This window comes from Aquirufa salirivi, assembly GCF_045310485.1.
GTDB lineage: Bacteria > Bacteroidota > Bacteroidia > Cytophagales > Spirosomataceae > Aquirufa > Aquirufa salirivi.
Map to the genome: position 1 here is coordinate 181,312 of NZ_JBEWZH010000003.1, position 26,413 is coordinate 207,724.

Genomic DNA, 26,413 nt, shown 5'->3' on the forward strand with positions numbered 1-26,413 from the left:
ATGAGCATTGATTATACAGAAATTCAAAGCCCTGGTTTATTAGTCTTTCCTTACAAGGTAAAGGAAAATATCGCTTATATATTGAGTTTGGTAGATGGCGATCCCAATCGATTAAGACCTCATATTAAGACACATAAAACGAAGGAGGTCAATGACTTATGCCTTGAGGCAGGTATCACAAAATTTAAATGTGCGACCATAGCTGAGGCGGAATTATTAGCCTTATCATTTGCCCCATCAATTTTATTGAGCATGCAGCCTACGGGGCCTAATATAATCCGTTTGGCAAATTTAGTACAAGCTTATCCTAAAAGCCAATTTGCTTGTTTAGTGGATGATCTTCATGCCGCCCAAGCTATTTCTTCCATCTTTCAGAGTCAACATCTAAGCATTGATATATTCATCGATATCAATGTAGGCATGAATCGAACAGGTATCATTTCCAGACAAGCAGTTTCCTTGATTCATCAAATAAAGAACTTACCAGCTTTAAAAATATGGGGACTTCATGCCTATGATGGCCATATTCGGGACTTGAATGTAGACGATAGAAAAGCGCATGTTCAACGAGATTTCATCGAATTTGAGACATTGGTTCAATCTATTTCATCTGAATTTCCTGACTTAGAATTATGTGTAGGAGGGACACCCAGTTTTTTAGTTCATCATCAGAACCCAACCTATGTATGTAGTCCTGGTACTTTTGTCTTTTTTGATGCGGGATATACAGCACTTTATCCAGAAAATAGCTTAAAGCCAGCACTTTTCATCATTAGCCGTATCATTTCAAAACCTAGTAAAACAACTATTTGCTTGGATTTGGGACATAAATCCGTGGCAGCAGAAAACACCATAGAGAATCGAGTACGATTCATCGATCAACCAGAATTTAAGTTATTGAGCCAAAGTGAAGAACATGGTATCGTCGAAGTGCCTGATTCTGATATTTTTGAAATTGGTCAGGAGTTTTTAATGATTCCTTACCATGTTTGTCCTACTGTAGCCTTGCATGCTAATTTGCAGGTAATCGAAAATGACAAATTTGTGGGCAATTGGGAAGTAAAAGCTAGAAACAGAAAAATTAACATATAACATGCTACTATTTGATGCACATTTAGACCTCAGCATGAATGCTTTGGAATGGAATCGTGATTTAAGAGCTTCATTAAAAGACATTAATGAAAGGGAAAAAGGCATGACAGATAAACCCGATCGAGGCAATGCTGTCATTTCTTTGGATGAATTGAGAATAGGGAATATTGGACTTGTAGTGGCGACTCAAATAGCACGATATGTGGATAAAAGCTCTACTTTACCTGGTTGGCACTCGCCAGAACAAGCCTGGGCGCAAACTCAAGGACAATTAGCCTATTACAAAGCACTAGAAGCTTTGGGGGAATTAAGTCCGATCAGAAACTGGTCAGAATTACAAGCTCATGTTGCATATTGGAATAGTAGTCAAGATAGCAAAAAGAAGATTGGTTACATATTAAGTTTGGAAGGTGCTGATTCCATTATCACGGTTGATCATTTAGATATTGCGTATAACTATGGATTAAGAGCTTTAGGACCAGCACATTATGGTCCTGGAAGATATGCACAAGGAACCAATGCAACGGGAGGATTGGGCGAAAATGGAAGGGCTCTATTAGCTAGAATGCAGCAATTAGGTATCATTCTTGATGCCACTCATTTATGTGATGACAGCTTTTGGGAAGCCATGGAGCGTTTTGATGGGCCAGTTTGGGCTAGCCACCATAATTGTAGAGCTTTGGTAGATCATAATCGCCAATTTACGGATGAACAATTTAAAGAATTGATTCGTAGGGGTGCTGTCATAGGTATGCCATTGGATGCATGGATGATGGTTCCCAATTGGGTAAGGGGAGTCTCCACTCCTCAAAACATGCAGGTGAGCTTGAATACCATGATTGACCACTTGGATCATATTTGCCAGATTGCAGGAAATACAGATCACGTAGGGCTTGGGACCGATCTAGATGGTGGATTTGGAACAGAACAATGTCCTTATGACATTCAATCTATTGCCGATTTGCAAAAAATACCAGATTTACTAAGTAAGAGAGGCTATTCATCAAATGACATTGAAAAGATCTGTCATAAAAATTGGATTGGATTTTTGGAGAAAAACTGGCAATAAATTATGAATTATAAAATATAGATTATAAATATTGGGAATAAAACAGATTTAAAAGGAGTCAAGAAAACTATCATCCATTTACAATTTATATTGTATAATTTATCATTCATTTGGGGGGTATCCCCACCGAAGTCCAGCCACCATCGATCACTAAATATTGGCCAGTGATGTGTTTAGAAAGGGGAGAGAGAAAAAATAAAGCTGCATTTGCGATGTCTTCCACCGTGGCTGGATAGCCCAATGGAGTGATAGCGGACCATTCTTTGATATAATCTTGATCAGACAGCGTTCTTTCGGTTAAAGTGGCCCCTGGGCTAATCGTATTGATACGAATTTGAAATGGAGATAGGTCAATCACCAAATTCTTTGCCAGTTGATTCAAAGCGGCCTTGGTCATACCATAAGCAGCTAAATCAGGATGTGCCTGATGACCTGTAACGGACGACATCAATAAAATACTTCCTCCATTTCCTGCATCTCTTAGTTTTTTAGCCACCAATTGCGCTAAAAAGAAAGTTCCTTTGATGTTTATCTTCAATATTTGATCTAAAGACTCTTTGGTATATGACCAAAAATCACCAAAAGTAGTAATACCTGCATTACAAACGCATCCCGCTAATGTTCCGGGAGTTTCATCCATCAAAATAGAAAGAGAATCTAAAAATTCATCGGAACTTGCATCTGCGCAAATACTGGAAAACTGATATAGTCCCAAATGGTGTAATTGGGCTTGAGCTTTATCTATTTGTTCTTGATTGATATCATTCCAAATCACATAATTACCTTGCAACAAAATAGACTTAACTATCTCAAAACCAATCCCTTGCGCAGCACCTGTAACAATATACTTTAACATAATCCTGTATAAAATAAAGAGGCCCCAATCGTTCAATAAGGGCCTCTACTAATAAAATTAATGTGAATCTCTCGTCACAATAGAACCTGATCCTCCTTTTAGGAAATCAAAATCAGCCCCCTCATGGGCTTGGGATACACGGTCAATAAATAGTCCTACATAACCCCGTATATGCGCTTGTGCTTGGAAAGGCTGAGCCAGTTTACGTGCCTCCAACTCTTCATCTGAAACTTCCCAATGAATGGATCTATTATCTAGATCCAAGGCAATGAAATCGCCATTCTGAACCCAATTTAATGGACCTCCAGCAGCAGATTCAGGGGAAACGTGTAATACAACGGTTCCAAATCCTGTTCCGCTCATTCGTCCATCAGAAATACGAACCATGTCTTTCACGCCTTTTTCCAAGAGTTTTTTAGGTATTCCCATATTTCCTACCTCAGCCATTCCTGGATAGCCTTTAGGACCTACATTTTTCAACACCATCACAGAAGTTGAATCGATATCTAAATCGGGAAGATCAATTCGAGCATGATAATCTTCAATATTTTCAAATACGACCGCTTTTCCCCGATGTTTATATAACTCAGGTGAAGCTGCACTTGGCTTAACCACAGCCCCATTCGGAGCCAAATTACCTTTCACCACGGCAATTCCAGAATCTGGTTTAAAGGGATTCTCCATGGTAGATATGATCTTGGAATCATAAATAGGGGTATTAGCTATATTTTCACCGACGGTTTTACCGTTCACAGTAATGATTCCCGTATGTAAAAATTCCTTCATTTGATTCATCAAGGCAGGTAAGCCACCGGCATAATATAAATCTTCCATGAAGTGTTCTCCTGAAGGCTGAATATTAGCCAATAAAGGAATTTGCTTAGAGAATTTATCAAAATCATTAAGATCTAATTCCACACCGATACGACCAGCAATGGCCAATAAATGGATGACAAAATTGGTAGATCCACCAGTGGCAGCATTCACTCGAATGGCATTTTCAAAAGCCTCACGCGTTAATACTTTAGAAAGCTTTAAATCTTCTTTCACCATTTCCACAATTCTTCTTCCCGAATGCTGAGCCAATACCTTTCTACGAACATCGGCGGCAGGAATAGCTGCATTTTGTGGTAAACTTAATCCTAGCGCTTCCACCATAGTAGCCATCGTAGAAGCTGTACCCATCACAGCGCAGTGACCAGGCGTACGTGCCATACACGCTTCTGCTTCAATAAACTCTGCTTGCGATAATTCACCTAATTTATAAGCTTCAGCAAAGCGCCATACATCAGAGGTGCCAATTTCTTTCCCTTTAAACTTTCCTTTCATCATGGGTCCGCCAGATATAACCAAACTCGGTAAATCCACACTACAAGCACCCATAACCAAAGAAGGAGTCGTCTTATCACATCCACACATTAATACCACGCCGTCGATCGGATTGGCACGAATAGATTCCTCTACATCCATACTGGCCAAATTACGGTATAACATGGCGGTGGGCTTTATTAATGTTTCCCCCAAAGACATCACCGGAAATTCTACGGGAAATCCTCCTGCTTCAATCACCCCTTTTTTGACAAATTCAGCCAATTCTCTAAAATGAGCATTACATGGTGTCAATTCTGACCAGGTATTACAAATTCCAATAACTGGTTTCCCTTGAAAATAATCATCTGGTATACCCTGATTTTTCATCCAAGCACGGTAAATAAATCCATCTTTACCTGTCTTGCCAAACCATTGCTGCGATCGTAATTTTTGCTCACTCATTGTTGAATATGTTCTAAGTCTAACGTTTTGTTTAATACAAAGCTTCGGTCTGTTCCAAAGCTATAATAACATGCCCTAATTCCTTCTGAAAGGTCTGAATAGGGATCATTTCGAAAGTCAAATGACCTCACAATATAAGATTTATCTACATGTAAACTATCATTTCCTGCGTAACCAAAATTTTGACGACCTTTCAAATAGGGAAATTGAACTGTCTTTAAATTTCCCTTATGATATTCAAAAGCATAAATGTGGCTATTTTTACCCTTATTGACCAATAACCAAAACTCTGGCTGCATATCGCCATTCAAATCAGAAGCTAGTATTTGTTTACATGAAACATGCTGTAATTCTTTCCGATAGATTGTTTGGTTGCTTTTAGTTATACTGAAAACTACTTTATTGGATAATGTCTCCACTTTAGCCTCAAAATCCTCTATTTTAGCCATGCAATCTGATTTAGGAACTTCCTCATTTAACTTCATTGGCCTATTTAAAGAATCTTGGTAACGTTGCACCAAATCCATATCCTGCAAACCAACATTCACATGATTTTCCATATCATCTTCTTGTTGTACATAAAAAATCAGTCCAAGGAGCAGCGATACCAACAATAGAAATAAAGTAAAGCGAATAATTTTTAACATGCTAGTGTACCAAACTGGCAATAATCTGACAGGCCTCTTTTAATTGAGATTGAGGGCAAGCAAAATTTAAACGAATGAAGTTTTTTCCTTTAAATTGCTCCCCACGTAATACGTGCAGCCCATGTTCTAGCAATCGTTCTGGTAAATCTCCCCAAGTTTCATCATATGAAATCCAAGCCAAATAGGTGGCTTCTAGAGGAACCATATCCAAACCAGGTTGTTGCTTGACAAAATCCAACAGAAAATCATGATTTTGTTTCAAATAAGGCAATAATTGAGCTAACCAATTCGAACCATGCAGGTAGGTAGCTGACATGACATCGATGCTATGTCGACTCAGCATAGGCATAAATCCAAAGGTTCTTTTGATAAATGCTTCTCTGCTTGCTTTATGAGGAATAATGGCAACACATCCTCCTAAGCCAGCTGTATTAAAAGCTTTTGATGTTGCGAAAAAACTGATGGAGGGAATATCTTCGATGTATTGACCAATACAAATATGCTTGGATTGGGGATGAATGCGTAAATCAGCATGTATTTCATCCGAAATAATCAAGCAGTTATATTGTTGACACAAACGCACTATTTGATCTATTTCCGATTGATTAAATACCGTACCTCCAGGATTATGTGGATTACAAAATAAAAACACCGCCGGCTGTTGTTTTAGAGCTTCTTCAAAAGCTACAAAATCATAAGTCCACCGACCCTCTTTTTCCACCATGGGAAAAGTAAGTAAGGGACGATTTAACCAAGTAGGTATCAAATGAAACGGGTGATACACGGGAATGGCTGTCAAAACCCCATTTTTCTCGTTGGAAAAGATATCGCAGGCTAAGCTTATACCTGGAACGATTCCGGGTAACCAAACTTGCCATTCTAATTCCGTTTCCCATTGATATTCCTCTTTTATTCTTTTTTGCGCTACTATTTTCAGGGAATCAGGCACGATTGAATAACCTAAAACTCCATGTTGAGTAATCTTATCCAATGCTTCCAAAATTTCATCTGCTACCGCAAACTCCATATCAGCCACGGGCATAGGAAGGATGGATTTACCCGCATACATCGGGTTGTCCCATTTATAACTGGACGTATTTTTACGATCAATCACTTGATCAAAGTTGTATTTTTTCATTTAATAAAATTAGGTCTAAAAACCTGAATGCCAAGAAAGGAGGGATGCGATTTCAAGTATTCCACTACGTTCTTATCCGAAATACATACCTTTTTTACTTCCTGAGAAGCATGAAGTACATACCAATTTGATTTTCTATAGGTAAGAAAGCCTGTATGCTGTACATCCAGATCATTTCTTTTGGAAACAAAGGTAACGATATCGCCTTCTTTTAAACTGGATAATACCTTACTAACATTAATCGATGGAATGAAAGTAAATGGTTTTAATCTTAATTGGCTCTCCACTTGTTCCAAAGCTGGAATGGAGATATTCTTGTTCTTATTTCGATAAAATTGAGATAAAAACCTAAAGCTTTTTTTGATCTGTCTTCCTTCAGGAGTAGTTATGGGAACAATCCATTGATCTTCTATTAATTGTTCCATGGCGGCAAAGAAATAATGATTTCTTGTTTCAAATCGAATATCTTTAGGTTGAGCATACCTCCAATGAATCAAATTTTTCTTAAAAAGTGAATCCTGACCTTTGGAATGATATAGTGACATCACATTTTCAATGAATGTTACACAATCAAAATCCTCCAATGAAAGGTATAATTTCTCTGGATTTTCAGCCGAAAGAGCATTTGCCACATAGGGTTTACCCAAGAAATACTCCGCCAAAATCACATGATTCTGATTTTTTTGAGCCAAAGCTATTCTACTTTGCAAATCTAAAGGAATCCATTTTTCTTGAGCATTTCCGTACTGAAAAAGAAAAACGCCCAATAGGAGTATCAATAATCGCATGGATTTTCGCAGTAAGACCATCATGAAATCATAAAAACATAAGCACTATTCGGAGGCAACATAGCCTCATCAGCTTGTTGAATGTGTTCATTCACAGCTGGTGGTACAAATGCTTGAATTAATTTCAACTTAAATTGGGACACTTTCATCATCTCTTTAGCCAAGGCGGGTAATTGAATATCCAAAGAATAATATTGTTGAGAATCAAAATTACATACGATTAACAATTTTTCTTTGGAGGTATATCTTAAAAATGAATAGACTTTTCTCTTCGGATAATGTTCATTTTGAGCATATTGTAAATCAAAAAAATGCCCTTCTTGTATGGCTGGATGAGTATGTACGAATTGAAATAAATTCACATAAAAATCATCCAATTGTTTTTCCTCCTTCGTTAATTGAGCCCCATCAAATTGCCCTTGATTCATCCATCTTTGATGTGTTTCTATCCGCCAAAAATCAAACATTGTTGTGCGATCTTGCGCCAAATTAAATCCTTCCACCTCATTGGCCATTTCACCAAATTCCTGACCCATATAGGTCATTATTGGCCCATGGTGCAGACAGGCGGTAATTACCATGGCTGGAATAGTCGACCAAAGATTATGTTGGGCAAAACCAGGACTATTTATTCTAGTTTCATCATGATTTTCTAAAAAGCGCAACATATGTTCAGAAAATTCCCCTGATTCATGTTGCCATACACGGGTAATATCCTCTACCGTAGCTTCAGGTTTCTCCTCCATCAACCTTCTTAACGCATCATATAAACCAACTTTATCATATAAATAATCAAACCCACCACGATAGATATAATCTTGGTAACGATAAGGTTGATAAATTTCAGCAATGAATGTCACTTGAGGATTAATTGCCTTAATCTTAGGTATGACGTAAGCCCAAAATTCCACAGGAACCATTTCAGCCATATCGCATCGAAAAGAATCAATTCCTTTGTTAGTCCAATAGGTAAGAACATCCAACAACTTTAACCAAGTATCAGGTATCGGATCAAAATAGGTCTTTTCTCCATGTTGAAAATCGATTCCATAATTCAACTTCACTGTTTCAAACCAATCATCTTTCGAGGGCTGAGCTGAAAAAACATTATTCCCACTCACTTTGGCTGGAATTTCAATATAAGGAATAGAATAGGGTATAGGTATATCTAAACCATCAGGTACAGAAAATTGAGTACCTGGTAAATAATAAAAATTGTTATTAGGATCAAAAGATTTATCTGTCTGATCATTTACCCCAAAATCAATAATTCCTTTTGGCTTCTTATCTGAATGGTATTGTCTGGCAAGGTGATTAGGCACAAAATCCAAAATCAAATACAAACCACAGGCATGAATTCGCTCCAACATTTCCTCAAACTCCTCCATTCTTTTGGCAGGATCAGTTGCTAAAAAGGGATTGACGTCATAATAATCTTTGATGGCAAAGGGGGAGCCAGCCCGACCTTTCACAATGGATGGATGATCTAATGGGGATCCATAGGCAGAAAAATCCTCCATAGTGGCATGTTCGATGATACCAGTCGCATAAATATGGGTGAATCCTTTTTTAGCTAAAGCCTTAAGAGCATTCAATGAAACATCGATAAACTTGGTAACTCCATTTCTTTGACAGGAACCGTTAAAAGCTAAATCGGTATTGGTACTGCCCCATAAATGAAACATCATTTGATAAACGATAAACTTATGGGATCTTTTCTCTTTCATGTAAATCTGAATCAATTAATTTCTAAAAAAATGGCTTTAGGTCGGAATAATTCTAGTTTAAATAAAATTAAATTATTCCTCAATAACAAGATAAAGGGCTCAAATAAGCCAAATTTCGCTTTTTCCGCAGCAGGAAAACTCGTATTTTTGAAATATAGCATAACCCTAAAAATTATAAAATGAAGTATAAAGCCTGTCTTTTCGACTTAGATGGCGTACTCGTAGATACCGCAGTATATCATTTTCAAGCTTGGAAAATTTTAGGAAAGCATTTTGATTTTGAATTAAGTCATGAGCAAAATGAAGAACTCAAAGGGATTTCCCGAGTTGAGTCTTTGGATAAAATCTTGCATTGGGCACATTTTCAAGCTACGCAAGAACAAAAGGATCGATGGCTCAAAGAAAAAAATGAGACTTATTTAGAACTCATTTATCACATGAATCCCAGTGAAATATTGCCGGGTGTCATTTCCTTCTTACATCAATTAAAAGAACAAGGGTATCTGATAGCCTTAGGTTCTGCGAGTAAAAATGCCAGAATCATTTTAGAAAAAACAGGCTTAATGACTTGGTTTAATGCAATCATTGACGGAAACGTAGTGACAAAAAGTAAACCAGACCCAGAAGTGTTTCTAAAAGGTGCGGAAGCACTAGGCTGCTCTGCAGCAGCATGTATTGTATTTGAAGATGCCCAAGCCGGTATAGATGCCGCCAAAGCAGGAGGGATGAAAGTCGTAGGAGTTGGCTCTCCAACCATTTTGCAAGGTGCGGATAAAGTCATTTCATCCTTTACAGAACTACAAGTCTCTGAACTCCTCCTTCTTTAATTATTTCTATTCATCGTATTTGCGCTCCTAATTAGAACCCTATGAAACAATATTTAAAACATGATGCTTGGAAAGTCATTGAAGATTCATTCCATCCTGAATTCAACGAAATCACGGAATCCATTTTTTCATTAGGAAATGGCCGAATGGGGCAAAGAGCTAATTTTGAAGAAAGCTACACGGGTAAAACACTTCAAGGGAATTATGTGGCAGGGGTATATTATCCTGATAAAACGCGCGTTGGTTGGTGGAAAAACGGTTATCCAGAATATTTTGCCAAAGTATTAAATGCCGCCAATTGGATCGGAATAGATATCGAGATAGAAGGAGTGAAGGTCGACCTACACCAAGCAAGGATACATGAATTTTATCGAGAATTGAATATGAAGGAGGGGTATTTGCTTCGTACTTGCGAAATCACCTTATCGAACAACAAACGATTAAAAATTAAATCCATTCGTTTCAATAGCATGGCCGATGACGAATCTGGTGCTATTTCATACAGCATCACACCCGTCAATTTCTCTGGATCGATTCAACTAAAAGCCTATATCGATGGAGATATTCAAAATAAAGATTCTAACTACCAAGAGAAGTTTTGGGATCAAGTCAAAGTAGAAACTCAAGGAAATCGTTCCTTTGTATGGTCAAAAACAAAAAAAACTCATTTTGAAGTCATCACCGGCCAAGAAGTGCAGGTATTCCAAAATGGACAAAAAGTCAATGTTCAAGCCCAATCTGAGACTAGAGAAAAATACAGCGCCTTAAATTACCAAGTGGAAGTGATTGAAAATGAGCCTATTACCTTAATGAAATATGCCATTAATTTAAGTTCCGAAAATCACCCGACCACAGATTTTGAAATAGTACTATCCCAATACCTAACGAAGATCGCATCTAAAGGGTTTGACAAAATGTTACAAGAGCAGGCTTTAGCTTGGGCAGAAAAATGGACAAGTAATGATATTGTGATTGAAGGTGATGTAGCAGCCCAACAGGGAATCCGATTTAACATATTCCAACTCAATCAAACGTATACAGGCAAAGACGATCGATTAAATATTGGTCCCAAAGGATTTACAGGTGAAAAATATGGCGGATCTACTTATTGGGATACAGAAGCTTATTGCATACCTTTTTATCTATCTACAGCGCCATCTCAAGTAGCTAAAAATCTCTTGATCTACCGTTGGAAGCAATTGGATAAGGCCATTGAAAATGCACAAAAACTAGGTTTTGACCACGGAGCAGCATTATATCCAATGGTGACCATGAATGGGGAGGAATGCCACAATGAATGGGAGATAACCTTTGAAGAAATTCACCGAAATGGTGCCATTGCTTATGCCATCAAGGATTATGTACAATACACAGATGATAAAAGACACTTACTTGATTATGGTTGGGATGTATTATTAGCCATTGCTCGATTCTGGCAGCAACGTGTCAATTGGTCAGAAAATCTTCAAAAATATGTCATGTTGGGCGTAACTGGTCCAAATGAGTATGAGAACAATGTCAATAATAACTGGTATACCAATTACCTAGCAGCTTGGTGTTTGTCTTATGTTCAAGAAGTTCATCAAGAAATCACTCAATTGTACCCGAATGAGACTTCTATTAAACTCGAAAAAAGTCAATTTAAAGTAGAGGAATTAGTAGAGTTTGAGCATATTGTTCAGTATATGCACTATCCAAGAGATGAAAAAAGAGGCATATATCTTCAGCAAGATGGTTTCTTAGATAAAATCATTGCACCCGTTGATCAAATCCCTGCCCAACAACGTCCCATCAATCAGCATTGGTCATGGGATCGAATTTTACGCTCATGTTATATTAAGCAGGCAGATGTTTTACAGGGTATGTACTTTTTTGAATCAGATTTCTCTTTGGATGAGATTGAAAGAAATTATACATTTTATGAACCTTTAACCGTTCATGAATCATCCTTAAGTCCCTGTGTTCATAGCATCTTGGCAGCCAAATTGGGAAAAGAAAACAAGTCTTACGAATTTTATACCCGAGCTGCTAGATTGGATTTAGATGATTATAACAATGATACCGAAGATGGCTGTCATATTACCAGCATGGCAGGAACCTGGATGTCTATTATTAAAGGTTTTGCAGGGCAAAGTGTCCAAAATAACCAATTACACTTAGCTCCATTTTTACCAAAGCAATGGAAGAGTTACCGTTTTAAAATCAATTTCAGAAATGATCATTTAGAAATTGAAGTCAACCAAGCAGGGGTGAAAGTACAAAATTTAGCGGGTCATGCTAGTGAAATTGTCATCCATGATAAGAAGGTTCATGTTGGAGCAAACTCAACTGTAGTTTTATAAAAAAAGGCCTCAAATGAGGCCTTTTTAATACTATTGAATGATCAATTATTCTTTCGCTAAATCAATATCGGGTGTAGAAACATCCGTTAATACGACTCCGCCACGTTCTTTACGGGCTATTCTTGAATATAAACCTACCTCTTGAGAGAATAGGAAAGTGAAGAACAATTTGACAAAGGAGGTATGGTATTTCAAATTATCATAATACTCAGGTGCTGCTGCCTTTAATTTTGGAAGATTATTCCAAGGTATAGAAGGCATATCATGGTGTTCATTGTGGTAACCCACATTCATATTGATGCCATTCAAACCACCATAGTAACTATACGTTTCCTGATTTTTATCTAAAACCAAATAATGCTCTTGAATCCAACGAGCGCCTAGTGGATGTAAACCCACAGAAAACAGGAAACTTAAACCCATGTAAGCCAATGCTGGCCAGCCCCACAAGTACACAATCAAAGCATCAAAAGCGAATTGTGCTACAATATTCATGATTACCCAGCGATCAAATACGGCTAACTCAATACAACGAATGGTTCGAATAGCTTGAAAGAAGGGAAATAACAACAACCAAATGGCTTTACCAATGAAATAATTGTTAATCAACTTTGCTTCCCAATAATCAGGTAAATCCGCATCCAGTTCATGTACCCCTTGAAAAGCATGATGCTTTAAGTGATAATTTTTGAAAGAAATGGCCGTAGGAAATAAAGATGGGAAGTTGGCAACAATCCCAGCAAACACATTCCATGAATTTTTTTTGAATACCAAATTATGGGCAGTCTCGTGAATACATACAAATAAGGTATGGGTTGGGAATGCTCCCACAAACCAAGCCACTGCAACAATTAACCACCAAGGTGAATCTTTCAAAAAATAGGCTAGGGTAATTTGTAAACCAACACAGGCTAAAATCCACCACATTGTGCTCGGATTTTTACCAATTAATTTTTTTACTTCGGGGTGTTTCTTGATGATTTCTCTTGTACGTTGACGATGAGGCTCTGAACCTTCTACCCACGTAAAGTCATTAAATTCAGACATAATTGAACATATTTTCTTGTTGCAAAGATAACACATATGCCTATTTACTGACGAAATTTATTGAATTTTATTATTTATGGGAGAGTACGTGACAATATGTCAGCATTTGCTTAAAACAGCTTTCATGGCATATTCCTTGTAACATGGGGGTAAAAAATAAAATAATAATCATGGGAAAAATTATTGGAATTGACCTAGGTACCACCAATTCATGTGTGGCCGTAATGGAAGGAAATGAGGCAGTTGTTATTGCTAACTCAGAAGGAAGAAGGACAACTCCCTCCATTGTAGCGTTTTTAGAGAATGGGGAGCGTAAAGTAGGAGATCCTGCCAAAAGACAAGCGATTACCAATCCTCAAAATACCATATCATCTGTTAAAAGATTTATGGGTAAAAAATATAGTGATGTAAGTTCTGAATTAAAAACGATTTCATATCAAGTTGAAAAAGGTAATAACGATACTCCACGTGTTCGCATCGGTGATCGTTTATATACCCCCCAAGAAATTTCTGCGCAAATCTTAACGAAGATGAAGCAAACAGCAGAAGATTATTTAGGACAAACTGTTACAGAGGCTGTTATTACTGTTCCTGCATATTTCAATGATGCAGAACGTCAAGCAACGAAAGAAGCGGGTCAAATTGCAGGCTTAGAAGTGAAACGTATCATCAATGAGCCTACTGCTGCTGCATTAGCTTACGGTGTCGACAAGCAAGGTAAGGATATGAAGATTGCGGTGTTCGACTTAGGTGGTGGAACATTTGACGTATCAATCTTAGAATTGGGTGATGGGGTTTTTGAAGTAAAATCTACGGATGGTGATACCCACTTAGGAGGTGATGATTTTGACCAAGTAATCATTGATTGGTTGGCTCAAGAATTCATTTCAGATGAAAACATCGACTTGCGTAAAGATCCAATGGCACTTCAGCGCTTAAAAGAAGCAGCTGAAAAGGCTAAAATTGAATTAAGTTCGGGTGCGTCCACCGAGATCAATTTACCTTATATCATGCCAGTGAATGGTATTCCAAAGCACTTAGTTCGCAATTTAACGCGTGCTAAATTTGAGCAACTAGCTGATAGTTTGATTCAACGTACCTTGGAGCCATGCAAAAGAGCCATGAAAAATGCAGGATATTCTAATGCTGACATCGATGAGGTTATTTTAGTAGGTGGTTCTACTCGTATCCCTAGAATTCAAGAAGAAGTAGAAAAATTCTTTGAAAAGAAACCTTCTAAAGGAGTGAATCCAGACGAAGTTGTCGCTTTAGGAGCTGCTATTCAAGGTGGAGTTTTAACCGGTGAAGTAAAAGATGTTTTGTTACTTGATGTGACTCCATTATCTTTAGGGATTGAAACGATGGGAGGTGTATTCACTAAGTTAATTGAAGCGAATACAACCATTCCAACTAAGAAGTCGGAAGTATTCTCGACTGCCGCAGATAACCAGCCATCCGTTGAGTTAAATGTTTTGCAAGGAGAAAGACCCATGGCGAAGGATAATCGTTCATTAGGACGTTTCCACTTAGATGGTTTGCCACCAGCACAACGTGGAGTGCCTCAAATTGAAGTTACTTTCGACATTGATGCTAACGGTATTTTGCATGTATCTGCGAAAGACAAAGGAACTGGTAAGGAACAAAAAATCCGTATTGAAGCTTCAAGTGGCTTAACAGATGCTGAAATTGAAAAAATGCGCAACGAGGCAAAGGCCAACGAAGCGAACGATAAAATTGAGAAAGAGCGTGTTGAAAAAATCAACCAAGCTGATGCTTTAATTTTCCAATCTGAAAAGCAATTGAAAGAATATGGAGAGAAGCTTTCCGAAGGAAACAAATCAGCTATTGAAGGTGCATTAGCTGAATTAAAAACAGCTCATGCTTCCCAAGATATAGCTGCTATTGATGCTGGCTTGGAAAAACTTAATACAGCTTGGACTGCTGCTTCCCAAGAAATGTACGCTGCTGGTGAAACTGCAGGTGCCACAGAAAATACAGCGGATGCTTCTGCCAATGGCGCTAGTGAAGCAGAAGATGTAGCTTTCGAGGAAGTAAAATAGTTAAATAGGTTTAGAGGTTTATTTAAACTCCCAGCAGCTACGCTGGGAGTTTTTTGTTTATATACCTATCTATCAATAATCTATTCTAAAGCATTGAAATATTAATGGATTGGCATCTCCCTGAACTTAAGTGCCTGACCATCTCGATTATTTTTTTGTGCGATAATTTCAGAAATAATCGAAATTGCGATTTCTTCAGGACCTTCTGCACCTAGATCGAGACCAATAGGACTAGCTAATTTTTTTCTGAGTTTGGAAATATCCAAACCCTCATCATTCAAATGACCTTGCATTTTATCCATACGCTTTTGTGGACCCAAAATTCCCCAATAAGCAACATGTTCCAATGAACTTAACTTTTTCATTAAAAACACATCTCGATCAAAGTCATGGGTCATCATAACCAGAGAATCATCTGGTAGGATTTGAAAATCAGCTTCCCAATCATATACTTGCTTGACCAATTTCTTACCAAGAGGATTTATTTTTTGAACATTACCTACCCAATGTATTTCCCAAGCCAGAAGATTTATTTGTTGAATCAAAGCCAAAGCGTCAAACTGATTCCCGAAAATCCAAATACGAGGCATAGGAGGGATGAATTCTAAAAGAGTTGATTTCCCTTCTAAAAGGCGATAATGAGCCATTTTTTGAAGCAAAATCTCTTTTTTGTCGGCATCAAAGGAATGAATATCCGACTGAGGAATATACAAATACTGAAAAGATGATGCCTTATTTTCATCCCATTCACTGCTTAATACTCCGGGCTCATAAGACGATACAGCCTGTTTCATGGCTACACAAAAAGCTTCCAAATGGGCACGAATAGGATCAATGACAATATCAATGAGTCCTTGACAACCTAATCCTACTCCTAATTGAAAAGGATCCTCTTCACGCGTATCATAGGAGACTAATTTAATTTGTTGCGTCATCATGGCCATTTGTGCCTTCTTCAACATATCGCCTTCCAAACAACCGCCACTAATGGATCCCCACCAATTTCCATCTCCTGTCACCAACATTCTTGCTCCAGGTCTACGATAAGCTGAACCATCAACATGTACAACGGTGGCAAGAGCTAAGTCAATATTTTCAGCCAATAGTTGTTCCAAACGATTCACAATTTGTATCCAATCTTTCATGATATCAATTTTTCTAGACTTTTAACCAAGTAATTCACCACCCAATCATGATCCTCTTGCAAATAGATATGTGACATTGAAATCCTAACACTAGCCAAAGCCGTTTCATCGTCTCTACCTAAAGCTTTTAACACATGCGAGGGAAACGTTGATTTAGAATTGCAAGCAGACCCATTAGAAAGAGCCAACATGGGCATCGACCTAAAAAGCTTTTCCCAATCAACTCCTAAAATGGAAAAATTAAGTATGTGAGGTATTTGATTTTCAGAAATTGAATTGAAACATATTCTTTCTCCTAAAGATGCTTTAAGTGCCTTTTCGAAATCCAGTTTTTTAGCTTGTAATAGAGCCAAAGAGTTCAGTAGTTGCGGAATACATTCCACCGCTTTTGCAAGCCCTACAATCAAAGGAACGGGTAAAGTACCAGCACGTAAGCTTCTTTCTTGTGCACCTCCCCATTGTCGGGCTTGTAAGGGAGTATTTGCTTTCACAAACAAAGCACCAATACCTTTAGGTCCAAAAATTTTATGACCAGAAAAGCTCATTAAATCAGGTAAATATGCTTTTGAAATATCCAATTTCCCCAATGCTTGAGTCGCATCGCTATGACAAATTATTCCTTGCTGTGTACACCAGGTCGCAATACTAGAAATATCATTGATTGTTCCAATTTCATTATTAACCCACATGATGGATACGAGGGACGTATTGGGCTTTTTTTTCGCTTTAATTTGATCCAAACTTATTTCACCTGTTGAATTAGGTGCTAAATAAGTAATTTCCCATCCTTTTGTAGCTAAATATGCCAAAGGCTCCAAAACGGCTTTATGCTCCAAAGAGGAAGAAATAATGTGACCAGGAGTTTGATGCTCCAACAAACCTAATAGGGCTAAATTATTGGATTCAGTGGCGCCTGATGTGAATAGGATAGAGGCAGGTTTAACAGAAAAATAGGTGGCTATGGTTTTTCGAGCTTCATCAACAGCATCGGCGGCTTCCCAACCAAATAGATGTTGGTTAGAGCCTGAATTACCAAAATGCTGACTAAAATAAGGAATCATAGCTTCCAAAACTTCTGGTGATACAGGAGTTGTGGCGGCATAATCTAAATAGACAGGACGATTCAATTTCTTAGCGGGTGGATGTATAACAAAGATACATATTGGGCATGAAAAAAGTCCCAAATTTCTTTGGGACTTTCTTGTAAGCTATGTAAATAAGGATTAACCTAATTTATTCACTACTGCTTTGAACGCTTCTGGGTGGTTCATCGCTAAATCAGCAAGCACTTTACGGTTTAAAGTCATTCCTGATTTGTTGAATTTGCCCATGAAAGCTGAATAAGACATTCCTTCTTGACGAGCGGCAGCATTGATACGCTGAATCCACAATCCTCTGAAATCTCTTTTCTTTACTTTGCGATCACGGTAAGCATATTGCAAACCTTTCTCAACTTTGTTTTTGGCTACGGTCCAAACGTTTTTTCCGCGACCATAAAAGCCTTTGGCTAATTTTAAGATTTTTTTTCTGCGAGCTCTAGAAGCTACATGGTTGACACTACGTGGCATAGAAATTTGTTTTTTGAAATTGAGGCGACTTCTTACAGTACTTTAGGCCTTATTTCTGGTTGAACAATAACTTAAATTGATATTAAAGACCTAACATTAAGTTTACACGGTCCATATCAGATGGAGAAACTAAGGTAGCGTGAACTAAGTTACGCTTCTGCTTAGTCGTCTTTTTAGTAAGGATGTGGCTATGAAAAGCGTGCTTACGCTTAATTTTACCAGTTCCAGTTACTTTGAAACGTTTCTTTGCTCCAGAGTTGGTTTTAATTTTTGGCATTATAGTAAAAATTAAATTTAAAATTGGGAATGCAAAAGTATAAAAAATACCCTTTAATTCCCTGTTTTGATGAAAAAAAATTGAAATTATTTCTTGGCAGCTTTAGGAGAGAAGATTATGCTCATACGCTTACCTTCTAATTTTGGCATGTCATCGGGTTTACCAAATTCTTCCAAGCCTTTAGCGAAGTTCAATAGCAACATTTCGCCACGCTCTTTGAACACAATGGTACGACCGACAAAGTGCACATAGGCTTTCACCTTAGCACCTTCTTTTAAGAAGTTTACAGCATGCTTTAATTTAAAGTTAAAATCATGTTCGTCGGTATTAGGACCGAAACGAATCTCTTTAATGACCGTTTTAGTGGCATTAGCTTTGATTTCCTTTTGCTTTTTCTTTTGATCATACTTGAACTTAGCATAATCAATGACCTTACAAACAGGAGGAACGGCATTGGGGGAAATTTCAACCAAATCTAAACTTTGAGATTCAGCAATCGCCAAAGCTTTAGAAAACTCATAAACACCTTGTTCAATATTTTCTCCTACTAATCGCACTTCTGCAACCCCTCGTATTAGATTATTGATTCTATAAGGCTCCTCTTCTCGTTTGTTTCCTCGGTAATTGTTATTGGGGCGTAAAGCCATAAAGTAAAATTTCGTTTAATAATTATTGTTAATTCTTGTATTCAATTCGAAAGCTATATCAATTTTAACGCATTTGCAAACAAAAGAGTTTCAAGCAATTGATATTCTCCAATAAATCTATTTATCGTGTGTCAATTGTTGTATTTCTTCCTGAGCAATAGCCATAAATGCATCCAAGGACATGGAACCTAAATCCCCTTGTCCTTTTTTACGAATACTTATCAAACCTTCTGCTTGCTCCTTTTCACCCACAATGATCATAAAGGGAACTTTAGAAACTTCTGCATCACGAATTTTACGTCCAATCTTCTCGTCACGGTGATCAACATAACCTCTTAAATCACGCTCTTGTAAACGTAAATAGATCTCATTGGCATAATCTTCATATTTCTCTGAAATGGGTAAGACCGCCAATTGATCGGGAGATAACCACAATGGAAAGTTTCCAGCAGTATTTTCAATCAAAATAGCAATAAAACGCTCCAATGAACCAAATGGCGCACGGTGAATCATTACCGGACGATGTTTTTGATTATCTGAACCCGTATATTCCAATTCAAATCGCTGAGGTAATTGATAATCCACCTGGATGGTACCTAATTGCCATTTTCTACCTAAGGCATCACGTACCATAAAATCCAATTTGGGACCATAAAATGCTGCTTCACCATATTCAATCACATAAGGTAAACCCTTTTCTTGTGCAGATTTAATGATAGCGGATTCCGCTTTTTCCCAATCCTCATCACGACCAATGTATTTTTCGCGATCCGTTTTATCTCTCAAAGATACCTGAGCCGAAAATTCATGAAATCCTAAAGCCTTAAATACATAAAGTACCAAATCTATCACCTTCATGAATTCATCTTCCACTTGATCTGGACGACAAAATATATGTGCATCATCTTGAGTAAAGCCTCTTACACGAGTTAATCCGTGTAATTCCCCAGATTGCTCATAACGATATACTGTACCAAATTCCGCCAAACGCAAAGGTAAATCCTTATAAGAGCGAGGCTTGACTTTATATATCTCACAATGGTGAGGGCAGTTCATGGGTTTCAACAAGAACTCTTCACCTTCATCTGGAGTATTGATCGGTTGGAATGAATCCTTACCATATTTAGCGTAGTGACCCGAAGTCACGTACAATTCTTTACTACCAATATGTGGCGTTACCACAGGAGAATAGCCAGCACGAACTTGGGCTCTACGTAAGAAGTTCTCTAACCTTTCACGAAGAATAGTTCCCTTAGGCAACCACAAAGGCAAACCTAAACCTACCTTTTCTGAAAATGCAAATAGTTCTAATTCCTTGCCTAATTTACGGTGGTCGCGGCGTTTTGCTTCCTCCAACAAAAATAAATACTCTTCCAATTCTTTCGCCTTAGGGAAAGTAATGGCATAAATTCGGGTCATTTGCTTACGCTTTTCATCTCCACGCCAGTAAGCACCTGCTACACTGAGTAGTTTGACCGATTTAATAAATCCTGTTTGAGGAATATGTGGCCCACGACATAAATCCGTGAAGTTTCCTTGTGTGTAAAAGCTTATTGAACCATCTTCCAAACCTTCTAGTAATTCTAATTTATATTCATCGTTTTTCTCTTGGAAATATGCAATGGCGTCTGCCTTAGCGACAGGTTTGCGTAAATACTCACTTTTCTGACGAGCCAATTCAAGCATTTTATCTTCAATTTGCTTAAACTGTTCACTTCCAAACTCTTTTCCTCCTAAATCGATGTCGTAATAAAACCCATTTTCAATAGCGGGTCCAATACCAAATTTGGTACCCGGAAAAAATGCTTCAATAGCTTCTGCCATTAAGTGGGCAGATGAATGCCAAAATGTCTTTTTCCCTTCCGTATCATTCCAGGTCAATAATTGAACTTGTGCATCCGTTTGAATAGGAGTAGAAGCATCTACCACTTGATTATCCACTTTAGCTGCCAACACATTTCTTGCTAAACCTTCTGAAATGGACAAGGCAACTTCCATTGGTGTCACACCTGAATTATACTCACGGATATTTCCGTCGGGAAAAGTAATTTTTATCATTCGAACAAATTTTATGCAATTTACAAATTAAGCAGGAATATTAGGAGCGTATTTTAATTTTCGGAAGACTCAGTAGACAAACTATCCGTTTGAGTGCGGGTTGAATCCAAATTTCGATTCATCAAACGATACTTTAAACTTCTAAACCTCATATCGCTAGGGTATAATTGTTGGGCCGAATCCAACAAGGCTAAGCTCTTTAATCGTTCGCCTAAATATAGCCAGCTTATGGATTTGATAAACATGGCTTGAGAAGCCAATGGGCTATTGCTTGGAACCTTATCTAAAAAGGCTATAGATTTATAATAATCCCGATTCTTAAAATAAAAATCACCAATTTCAGCGAATAAATTATCATTGGAGGGAAATGAGGCTAAAACACTTGCATACACTTTTTCAGCTCTTGGAACTTGTCTAATCTTAGCCAAAAACCTAGCCCAAAAACGTAATAAATGGGGGTCATGCGGGAATTTTTTACGTGCCGATAATAATTGAGCTTGATATATCAACATAGGTACTCGATCACCTTGGTGCTGAAAATACAATCTCGCTAGGGGAGTTTCAGATAGATAAATGCTAGTACTATCTCGTACTAACTTCATCCAAGATAGTGTATCACCAATAGATAAATTTCGTAAAGTATAGACATAAGCTCTATCGCTAGGCGATAATCCTACTTTCAGGCTTTTTGCCAAATAGTAATTTGCCATTTTGGTTTGAGCAGTTTGAGCATAAATCTCTGCTAATAATATCCATAAACCAGGAGCTGAAAATCCAGCTTCCTCCAAAGATATAGCATCTTTTAATGCTTCAGTATATGCTTCAAGATGGTAATGAATTTGAGCAGAAAGAAATAAAAAATCCAAATCACCTGATTCGATTTGGAGAGCCCTTTGAATATCCTCTGATGCCAACAAATATTTCCTTTGAGCAAAATAGGCCTTTGAACGAATAAAATAAAGTGTGGATGAAGGTTTATCTTCAATAATTGCGCTCACATATTGTATGACTCGCTGGGGATCTTCTCCTTTTATAAATGCAGATGCAGGAGGTATTTTTTCGCCTTTTGAATCTTGATTCGTTTCGCAAGACATCAATAAACTGCCCAAAACCATCAGGGTTATCCAATAAATAATTAAAATCCTATATCGATTACTAAAGGATACCACTCGATTTGCTTGGTTTGTGATTTATATAAACAACGAACTCCAATTTCAAATGTTTGAGAAAAACGCATCAAATGAAATTGAGACGACAAATCTACACCGAATGATTGGAATGTAGTGGTGGATGTACCATCTTTTACGATATTTTCTCCCTGTGATGCATCAAAAAAGAAATTGCCCTTTAATCGTTTGACATACAACAACCTCCCTATATTAAAATCGGTATTGGCGATCGGAAATTTATAATCTGCAGAAAAAGTGAACAATCGATTGTATAATACGGTCGTATAACCTCGTGGCAAGGCAAGGGTACTTGCAAAGGTATAATTACCATTGGATTGTTGCTGATAAGCGCCTCTCAAGGAAATACCATGATGCCTGAATAAGCCAGGAACAAATACTTTCCATTGGGCAGACCAAATTTCAGAATTTAAATTTTGACTAAAAGGTGTTCCTTGCCAATGCAGACCAATTTGATAACCCCAGGGTGATTGCACGTCCCTATAAGCTCTATTTAATAATTTTGAATAAGAAATGGCATGCGTCATGGAGGAATACAAGCCATTAAAGGCCTCGCTTTTGAACCTTGAGGGTAAATCATATCCACTGACTTGGAAAAAAGAATAAGTAGATGAAAGGGTTAAATATTCAGCAAAGGCTGAATGTGTGAGATTAAAGGGAAGTCGAATACCAATATCCCCTTTTGTTTGCATCCAATTATCGGTCCGCAAACTATCAAAGGGTGCTCGTTTATCCACATATAAACTTGTGCTTCGCTGACTATTTTGAAATGACGCGTCAATCACAGGAAATAGTCCTTGATACGAAAATCTAGCAAATTGAGTTCCCGATTGTTCATTGGGATCATATTGATATCCAATTCCAGCTTGTAAGGTGTTGGTGACATTCTTGGATAAAAGACTTACTTCCAATTGATTTCCTTGGGCAGCAATCAATGGTCCCCAAGAATACACATTGAAAATATTCCATTTGGAATATTTTTGACTAACATATTGAGGTTTAAGTTCTTGTAAAACAGGAGTAGGTTTAGACTGTACCAAAGTACTCCATGTCTCATTTCCTAATTTCTTTACCATAATGACATCTCCCGAAGCTCGATAAGCCTGATAAATAATGTCATCATTTGAAATTACTTGAGCTGAATATGCCCCAAAAGGAGCGTGGGTAATCACTTGTTGTTGCTTATTTTTTACATGAATCCGCACAATCTGATCTATACCATCAAAGGGTTGATTGAAATAGACAAAATCACCCTTCAAAAAAGGTGCACCAATATTTTTACTACCTAAATGAAACTCATGAATAACTGCAAATCGCTCTAAATCCATTATTCTGATGGATTTTTGGTGCTGATTTTTCACCACATAAACCATTCGATTTTGATCTGCTAATCGTGCATGCAAGACTTGTTCTCCGGATGAAATAGGTATTTTTTTAATCAATTGCCGTGTTTCCAGATCTAGTAGTAACAAATGAGAAGATCCAACATTATTTTGAACCAAAGTAAGAACTAGCTTATTATCCTGGCTAATGGATGGGTTAATCCACTTTTCGTCACCATCCCAAAAAATCTTTTCCTTCATTTTTCGATTAAATAGAACCAAACGTGTTCCTTGTTTTTGTCCCCAACGAACATCAAATTTGATTTCAGACCAAATCACCCATTCTTTGGATGCAGAAAGCATATTCATTTCTGAGATGGGTCCTAATTTGGTTAATACCTTTTCCTGACCATGACTAAGTTCAACTAAAACAGGAATGGTTGAAAAACCTGACTTAATGGCTACAAACGTATCATCTGAAACCCAACAAGGAAATTTATATGATGTAAAGGTTTGAGAAGCCTTTGGGCTAATTTGTTCTGATTTATCTGAACCATCCAATCGTCTCAATTGAATAGAATCTCGTAATTCCTTTAATGCTAAATGACTTAATTGATCGATACTTAGACCAGTTCGTTCCTTTAACACAGAAGAAAAGGCAAATGGATATGGACGAAGCAATGATTTTTGCCAGATTAAACCAATGGCTAATTCCCCTTGTTTTTGACGAATATATTGACTCAAATATTGGCCAAAAACATAGTGATTTGGCACTAATTGACGATATGATTTTCCCATCATTTTACCATAGGTGGGTATACCGTATTCCAATAAATAAGCATGAAGAGGCAAATAGAACTCTGGAATCTTACTTCGGCCAATCGGATTTAATCTGGTTTCAGTTTCTACCGCATCACCTTCCCATAACCAATTGGGTATGATTAAATTAGAATATAAGGCTTGCCCATTACTTCCCCAGAGACTTCGAAATACCTTGGCTAGGCCTTGTCGACCTAACTCATTTTGAAACATATGGCGAGTTTCATGACTCACCAGCATCTCTAACCATTCATTGGTTCCTACTAAGGCAGGATTCTGCGTGGGAATCGTGAATAATTCAGCTCTTGGAGCATTTAAACTCACAAAACCATTGGAATAAATTCCTCTGTTTTGCAATACAATTTTCCAGGGATGAAGTTTACTCGGTATGGTTTGACCTACTTGATTTACATGTTTTTCTAAATAATGAGCCGTTAGCTGAGCCAAACTATCCGCATCTTCAGAATAGATAATCTGAATGGCATGATTGGGAACCTGAAGCTGTTTCCACCGAACGGAAGCTGGATTTTGATCCAATAATGAATAATTCAGTTGCCCTAATAAGCTAGGTGAGAAACTGATGCACCACAAGAATAAAGCAAATTTCTTTACAGCCATTTTAAAATAAAATCAAGCATCCAGCGAACTTTAAAATGATAAGGAGGATATAACATTTTCATCATCCGACTATGTTGAACCAACACTGATTTCTGATTAGAAAACTCGATAAACCCAAATTTACCTCCCGTTTTACCTATTCCAGAGTTATTTACCCCACCAAAAGGCAGTTCACCATGACCATAATGAATGAGGCAATCATTGACGACCACACCACCTGAGCTAGTATTTTTTAATATATGCTGTGTAAACTCTTCGTTTTCAGAAAATATGTAGAGAGCCAAAGGTTTTTCCTCTTTGGCCAATTGATCAATGATCTGCTGTTCGTCTTTATAAACTAAAATAGGCAAAATTGGTCCAAAAATCTCCTCCTGCATGATTTTCATGTCATGATGACAGTTTGTCAATACAGTAGGTGAGATGAAACAATCTTGCTCATCTGTATCACCACCAAATAATACATTGGCGCCATGTAATTTAGCATCATCAACTAAACTTATAATTCGACTAAAATGTCGCGTATTGACAATTCTAGCATAATCTTTGCTTTGTTGTACCCCTTTTTTCTCGGGATCATAAAAACGATTCACCGCCTTTTCTAAGGCTTCCAAAAAAGAGAAATAATGCTTTTCATGCACATATACATAATCTGGCGCAATGCAGGTTTGTCCATTATTTAAAAATTTACCCCAAGCTATTTTCTGTGCTGAAGCTTCAATATCTGCCTGAGGACCAATAATAGCAGGGGATTTGCCTCCCAATTCCAAAGTAACAGAAGTCAAGTGCTCAGCTGCAGCTTTCATTACTAGTTTGCCAATCAATGGACTTCCCGTAAAGAAAATATGGTCAAATTTCTGTTCTAATAAATAAGTAGAAACAGCTGCATCGCCTTCAAAAACCGCCACTTCGCTGCGATCAAACAAGGTCGATATCATCTTTTTAATAAAAGAAGAAGTAGCGGGACTTAGTTCAGATGGTTTTAACATAACCGCATTTCCTGCAGCCAAGGCCAAAAGTAAAGGGCAAATGGCCAAATTAAATGGGTAATTCCAAGGAGCTATGATTAAGCACATACCCTTCGCTTCCATCTGTACATAACCTTGAGTACCTAAAAGTAGGAGTGGAGTATCTACTTTCTGAGGTTTCATCCAAGATTTCAAATGACGGCATATATGGTCTATTTCTCTTTTTACTCCTAAAAGTTCTGCCAATATAACCTCGGAGGACGGTTTTTTGAAATCATCATAAAGGGCATCAAACAATTCCTGTTTGTGAGAAATCATGTATTTTTCAATGGACTTCAATTTTTCAATGCGCTCTTGGTGGGTCGTGTTTTTCAGACGAGCCAAAGACGATTTTTGAATCCAAAATACTTCTGCGATTTGATCTTCTATTGGTGAAACCAT

21 protein-coding genes are annotated in these 26,413 nt (G+C 37.6%); 5 read left to right on the forward strand and 16 right to left on the reverse strand.

All coding sequences use genetic code 11. The annotated features are described in order from the left end of the window. Together U0R11_RS05235 and U0R11_RS05240 are read left to right on the forward strand one after the other, a co-directional pair. On the forward strand, positions 1–1,092 hold the full coding sequence (locus U0R11_RS05235; protein ID WP_406750312.1) for a D-TA family PLP-dependent enzyme: 1,092 nt from the start codon (positions 1–3) through the stop codon (positions 1,090–1,092). Between the two features lies 1 nt (position 1,093). Beyond that, positions 1,094–2,161 (forward strand): dipeptidase, encoded by a 1,068-nt coding sequence (locus U0R11_RS05240; protein WP_406750313.1) that lies wholly within the window; start codon positions 1,094–1,096, stop codon positions 2,159–2,161. A 106-nt stretch (positions 2,162–2,267) separates the two neighbouring features. Here U0R11_RS05240 and U0R11_RS05245 read toward each other — a convergent pair whose 3' ends face one another. The 6 genes from U0R11_RS05245 to U0R11_RS05270 are packed head-to-tail and all read right to left on the reverse strand — an operon-like array spanning position 2,268 to position 9,090. Next, positions 2,268–3,017 carry an SDR family NAD(P)-dependent oxidoreductase gene (locus U0R11_RS05245; protein WP_406750315.1) on the reverse strand — a complete coding sequence of 250 codons (750 nt, stop codon included), beginning with the start codon at positions 3,015–3,017 and terminating at the stop codon, positions 2,268–2,270. Positions 3,018–3,074: 57 nt separating this feature from the next. After that, positions 3,075–4,790 (reverse strand): IlvD/Edd family dehydratase, encoded by a 1,716-nt coding sequence (locus U0R11_RS05250; protein WP_406750317.1) that lies wholly within the window; start codon positions 4,788–4,790, stop codon positions 3,075–3,077. Beyond that, positions 4,787–5,437, reverse strand: coding sequence for a hypothetical protein (locus U0R11_RS05255; RefSeq protein ID WP_406750319.1), 651 nt, complete (start codon positions 5,435–5,437; stop codon positions 4,787–4,789). The genes U0R11_RS05250 and U0R11_RS05255 overlap by 4 nt, the downstream gene beginning before the upstream one ends. Position 5,438: 1 nt before the next feature. Continuing rightward, the gene (locus U0R11_RS05260) at positions 5,439–6,575 is read right to left on the reverse strand and encodes a MalY/PatB family protein (RefSeq protein ID WP_406750321.1); all 1,137 of its coding nucleotides are present in this window, start codon (positions 6,573–6,575) and stop codon (positions 5,439–5,441) included. Next, positions 6,572–7,387 carry an N-acetylmuramoyl-L-alanine amidase-like domain-containing protein gene (locus U0R11_RS05265; protein ID WP_406750323.1) on the reverse strand — a complete coding sequence of 272 codons (816 nt, stop codon included), beginning with the start codon at positions 7,385–7,387 and terminating at the stop codon, positions 6,572–6,574. Before U0R11_RS05265 ends, U0R11_RS05260 begins: the two co-directional genes overlap by 4 nt. Next, positions 7,384–9,090, reverse strand: a complete 1,707-nt coding sequence (locus tag U0R11_RS05270) for an alpha-amylase family glycosyl hydrolase (protein ID WP_406750325.1) — start codon at positions 9,088–9,090, stop codon at positions 7,384–7,386. The genes U0R11_RS05265 and U0R11_RS05270 overlap by 4 nt, the downstream gene beginning before the upstream one ends. Positions 9,091–9,269: 179 nt before the next feature. On the opposite strand from U0R11_RS05270, the gene pgmB reads away from it, so the two are divergent. Then, a complete protein-coding gene (pgmB, locus tag U0R11_RS05275; protein WP_406750327.1) occupies positions 9,270–9,917 on the forward strand; it encodes a beta-phosphoglucomutase in 648 nt (215 codons plus the stop codon). A 41-nt stretch (positions 9,918–9,958) separates the two neighbouring features. After that, the gene (locus U0R11_RS05280; RefSeq protein WP_406750329.1) at positions 9,959–12,259 is read left to right on the forward strand and encodes a family 65 glycosyl hydrolase domain-containing protein; all 2,301 of its coding nucleotides are present in this window, start codon (positions 9,959–9,961) and stop codon (positions 12,257–12,259) included. A 45-nt stretch (positions 12,260–12,304) separates the two neighbouring features. Here U0R11_RS05280 and U0R11_RS05285 read toward each other — a convergent pair whose 3' ends face one another. After that, on the reverse strand, positions 12,305–13,306 hold the full coding sequence (locus tag U0R11_RS05285) for a fatty acid desaturase (RefSeq protein ID WP_269002941.1): 1,002 nt from the start codon (positions 13,304–13,306) through the stop codon (positions 12,305–12,307). A gap of 170 nt (positions 13,307–13,476) precedes the next feature. Here U0R11_RS05285 and dnaK point away from each other — a divergent pair, with 170 nt between their 5' ends. After that, positions 13,477–15,366: a molecular chaperone DnaK gene (gene dnaK / locus U0R11_RS05290; RefSeq protein ID WP_406750332.1), complete on the forward strand. Its 1,890-nt coding sequence runs from the start codon at positions 13,477–13,479 to the stop codon at positions 15,364–15,366. 101 nt (positions 15,367–15,467) lie between these two features. Here the strand turns inward: dnaK and U0R11_RS05295 are convergent, their stop codons facing one another. From U0R11_RS05295 to U0R11_RS05335, 9 genes are all read right to left on the reverse strand, one after another. Next, positions 15,468–16,511 (reverse strand): XdhC family protein, encoded by a 1,044-nt coding sequence (locus U0R11_RS05295; RefSeq protein ID WP_406750334.1) that lies wholly within the window; start codon positions 16,509–16,511, stop codon positions 15,468–15,470. Further along, positions 16,508–17,638 carry a cysteine desulfurase family protein gene (locus U0R11_RS05300; protein ID WP_406750335.1) on the reverse strand — a complete coding sequence of 377 codons (1,131 nt, stop codon included), beginning with the start codon at positions 17,636–17,638 and terminating at the stop codon, positions 16,508–16,510. Before U0R11_RS05300 ends, U0R11_RS05295 begins: the two co-directional genes overlap by 4 nt. A gap of 96 nt (positions 17,639–17,734) precedes the next feature. Continuing rightward, positions 17,735–18,079: a 50S ribosomal protein L20 gene (rplT, locus tag U0R11_RS05305; RefSeq protein WP_109323027.1), complete on the reverse strand. Its 345-nt coding sequence runs from the start codon at positions 18,077–18,079 to the stop codon at positions 17,735–17,737. Between the two features lie 82 nt (positions 18,080–18,161). Then, positions 18,162–18,356: a 50S ribosomal protein L35 gene (rpmI, locus tag U0R11_RS05310; RefSeq protein ID WP_109323028.1), complete on the reverse strand. Its 195-nt coding sequence runs from the start codon at positions 18,354–18,356 to the stop codon at positions 18,162–18,164. An 86-nt stretch (positions 18,357–18,442) separates the two neighbouring features. Then, entirely contained in the window at positions 18,443–19,003 is a 561-nt protein-coding gene (gene infC, locus U0R11_RS05315; RefSeq protein ID WP_109323029.1) for a translation initiation factor IF-3, read from the reverse strand. Positions 19,004–19,120: 117 nt separating this feature from the next. Then, positions 19,121–21,061, reverse strand: coding sequence for a threonine--tRNA ligase (thrS, locus tag U0R11_RS05320; protein WP_406750338.1), 1,941 nt, complete (start codon positions 21,059–21,061; stop codon positions 19,121–19,123). 53 nt (positions 21,062–21,114) lie between these two features. Further along, positions 21,115–22,176, reverse strand: coding sequence for a tetratricopeptide repeat protein (locus U0R11_RS05325; RefSeq protein WP_406750340.1), 1,062 nt, complete (start codon positions 22,174–22,176; stop codon positions 21,115–21,117). Positions 22,177–22,196: 20 nt separating this feature from the next. Next, positions 22,197–25,007: a BamA/TamA family outer membrane protein gene (locus U0R11_RS05330; RefSeq protein WP_406750342.1), complete on the reverse strand. Its 2,811-nt coding sequence runs from the start codon at positions 25,005–25,007 to the stop codon at positions 22,197–22,199. Next, on the reverse strand, positions 24,998–26,413 hold the full coding sequence (locus tag U0R11_RS05335) for an aldehyde dehydrogenase family protein (RefSeq protein ID WP_406750343.1): 1,416 nt from the start codon (positions 26,411–26,413) through the stop codon (positions 24,998–25,000). The genes U0R11_RS05330 and U0R11_RS05335 overlap by 10 nt, the downstream gene beginning before the upstream one ends.

Coding starts and splice junctions, on each gene's coding strand:
- U0R11_RS05235 (WP_406750312.1), top strand. CDS start 1: ATGAGCATTGATTATACAGAAATTCAAAGCCCTGGTTTATTAGTCTTT.
- U0R11_RS05240 (WP_406750313.1), top strand. CDS start 1,094: ATGCTACTATTTGATGCACATTTAGACCTCAGCATGAATGCTTTGGAA.
- U0R11_RS05245 (WP_406750315.1), bottom strand. CDS start 3,017: ATGTTAAAGTATATTGTTACAGGTGCTGCGCAAGGGATTGGTTTTGAG.
- U0R11_RS05250 (WP_406750317.1), bottom strand. CDS start 4,790: ATGAGTGAGCAAAAATTACGATCGCAGCAATGGTTTGGCAAGACAGGT.
- U0R11_RS05255 (WP_406750319.1), bottom strand. CDS start 5,437: ATGTTAAAAATTATTCGCTTTACTTTATTTCTATTGTTGGTATCGCTG.
- U0R11_RS05260 (WP_406750321.1), bottom strand. CDS start 6,575: ATGAAAAAATACAACTTTGATCAAGTGATTGATCGTAAAAATACGTCC.
- U0R11_RS05265 (WP_406750323.1), bottom strand. CDS start 7,387: ATGATGGTCTTACTGCGAAAATCCATGCGATTATTGATACTCCTATTG.
- U0R11_RS05270 (WP_406750325.1), bottom strand. CDS start 9,090: ATGAAAGAGAAAAGATCCCATAAGTTTATCGTTTATCAAATGATGTTT.
- pgmB (WP_406750327.1), top strand. CDS start 9,270: ATGAAGTATAAAGCCTGTCTTTTCGACTTAGATGGCGTACTCGTAGAT.
- U0R11_RS05280 (WP_406750329.1), top strand. CDS start 9,959: ATGAAACAATATTTAAAACATGATGCTTGGAAAGTCATTGAAGATTCA.
- U0R11_RS05285 (WP_269002941.1), bottom strand. CDS start 13,306: ATGTCTGAATTTAATGACTTTACGTGGGTAGAAGGTTCAGAGCCTCAT.
- dnaK (WP_406750332.1), top strand. CDS start 13,477: ATGGGAAAAATTATTGGAATTGACCTAGGTACCACCAATTCATGTGTG.
- U0R11_RS05295 (WP_406750334.1), bottom strand. CDS start 16,511: ATGAAAGATTGGATACAAATTGTGAATCGTTTGGAACAACTATTGGCT.
- rplT (WP_109323027.1), bottom strand. CDS start 18,079: ATGCCACGTAGTGTCAACCATGTAGCTTCTAGAGCTCGCAGAAAAAAA.
- rpmI (WP_109323028.1), bottom strand. CDS start 18,356: ATGCCAAAAATTAAAACCAACTCTGGAGCAAAGAAACGTTTCAAAGTA.
- infC (WP_109323029.1), bottom strand. CDS start 19,003: ATGGCTTTACGCCCCAATAACAATTACCGAGGAAACAAACGAGAAGAG.
- thrS (WP_406750338.1), bottom strand. CDS start 21,061: ATGATAAAAATTACTTTTCCCGACGGAAATATCCGTGAGTATAATTCA.
- U0R11_RS05325 (WP_406750340.1), bottom strand. CDS start 22,176: ATGGTTTTGGGCAGTTTATTGATGTCTTGCGAAACGAATCAAGATTCA.
- U0R11_RS05330 (WP_406750342.1), bottom strand. CDS start 25,007: ATGGCTGTAAAGAAATTTGCTTTATTCTTGTGGTGCATCAGTTTCTCA.
- U0R11_RS05335 (WP_406750343.1), bottom strand. CDS start 26,413: ATGGTTTCACCAATAGAAGATCAAATCGCAGAAGTATTTTGGATTCAA.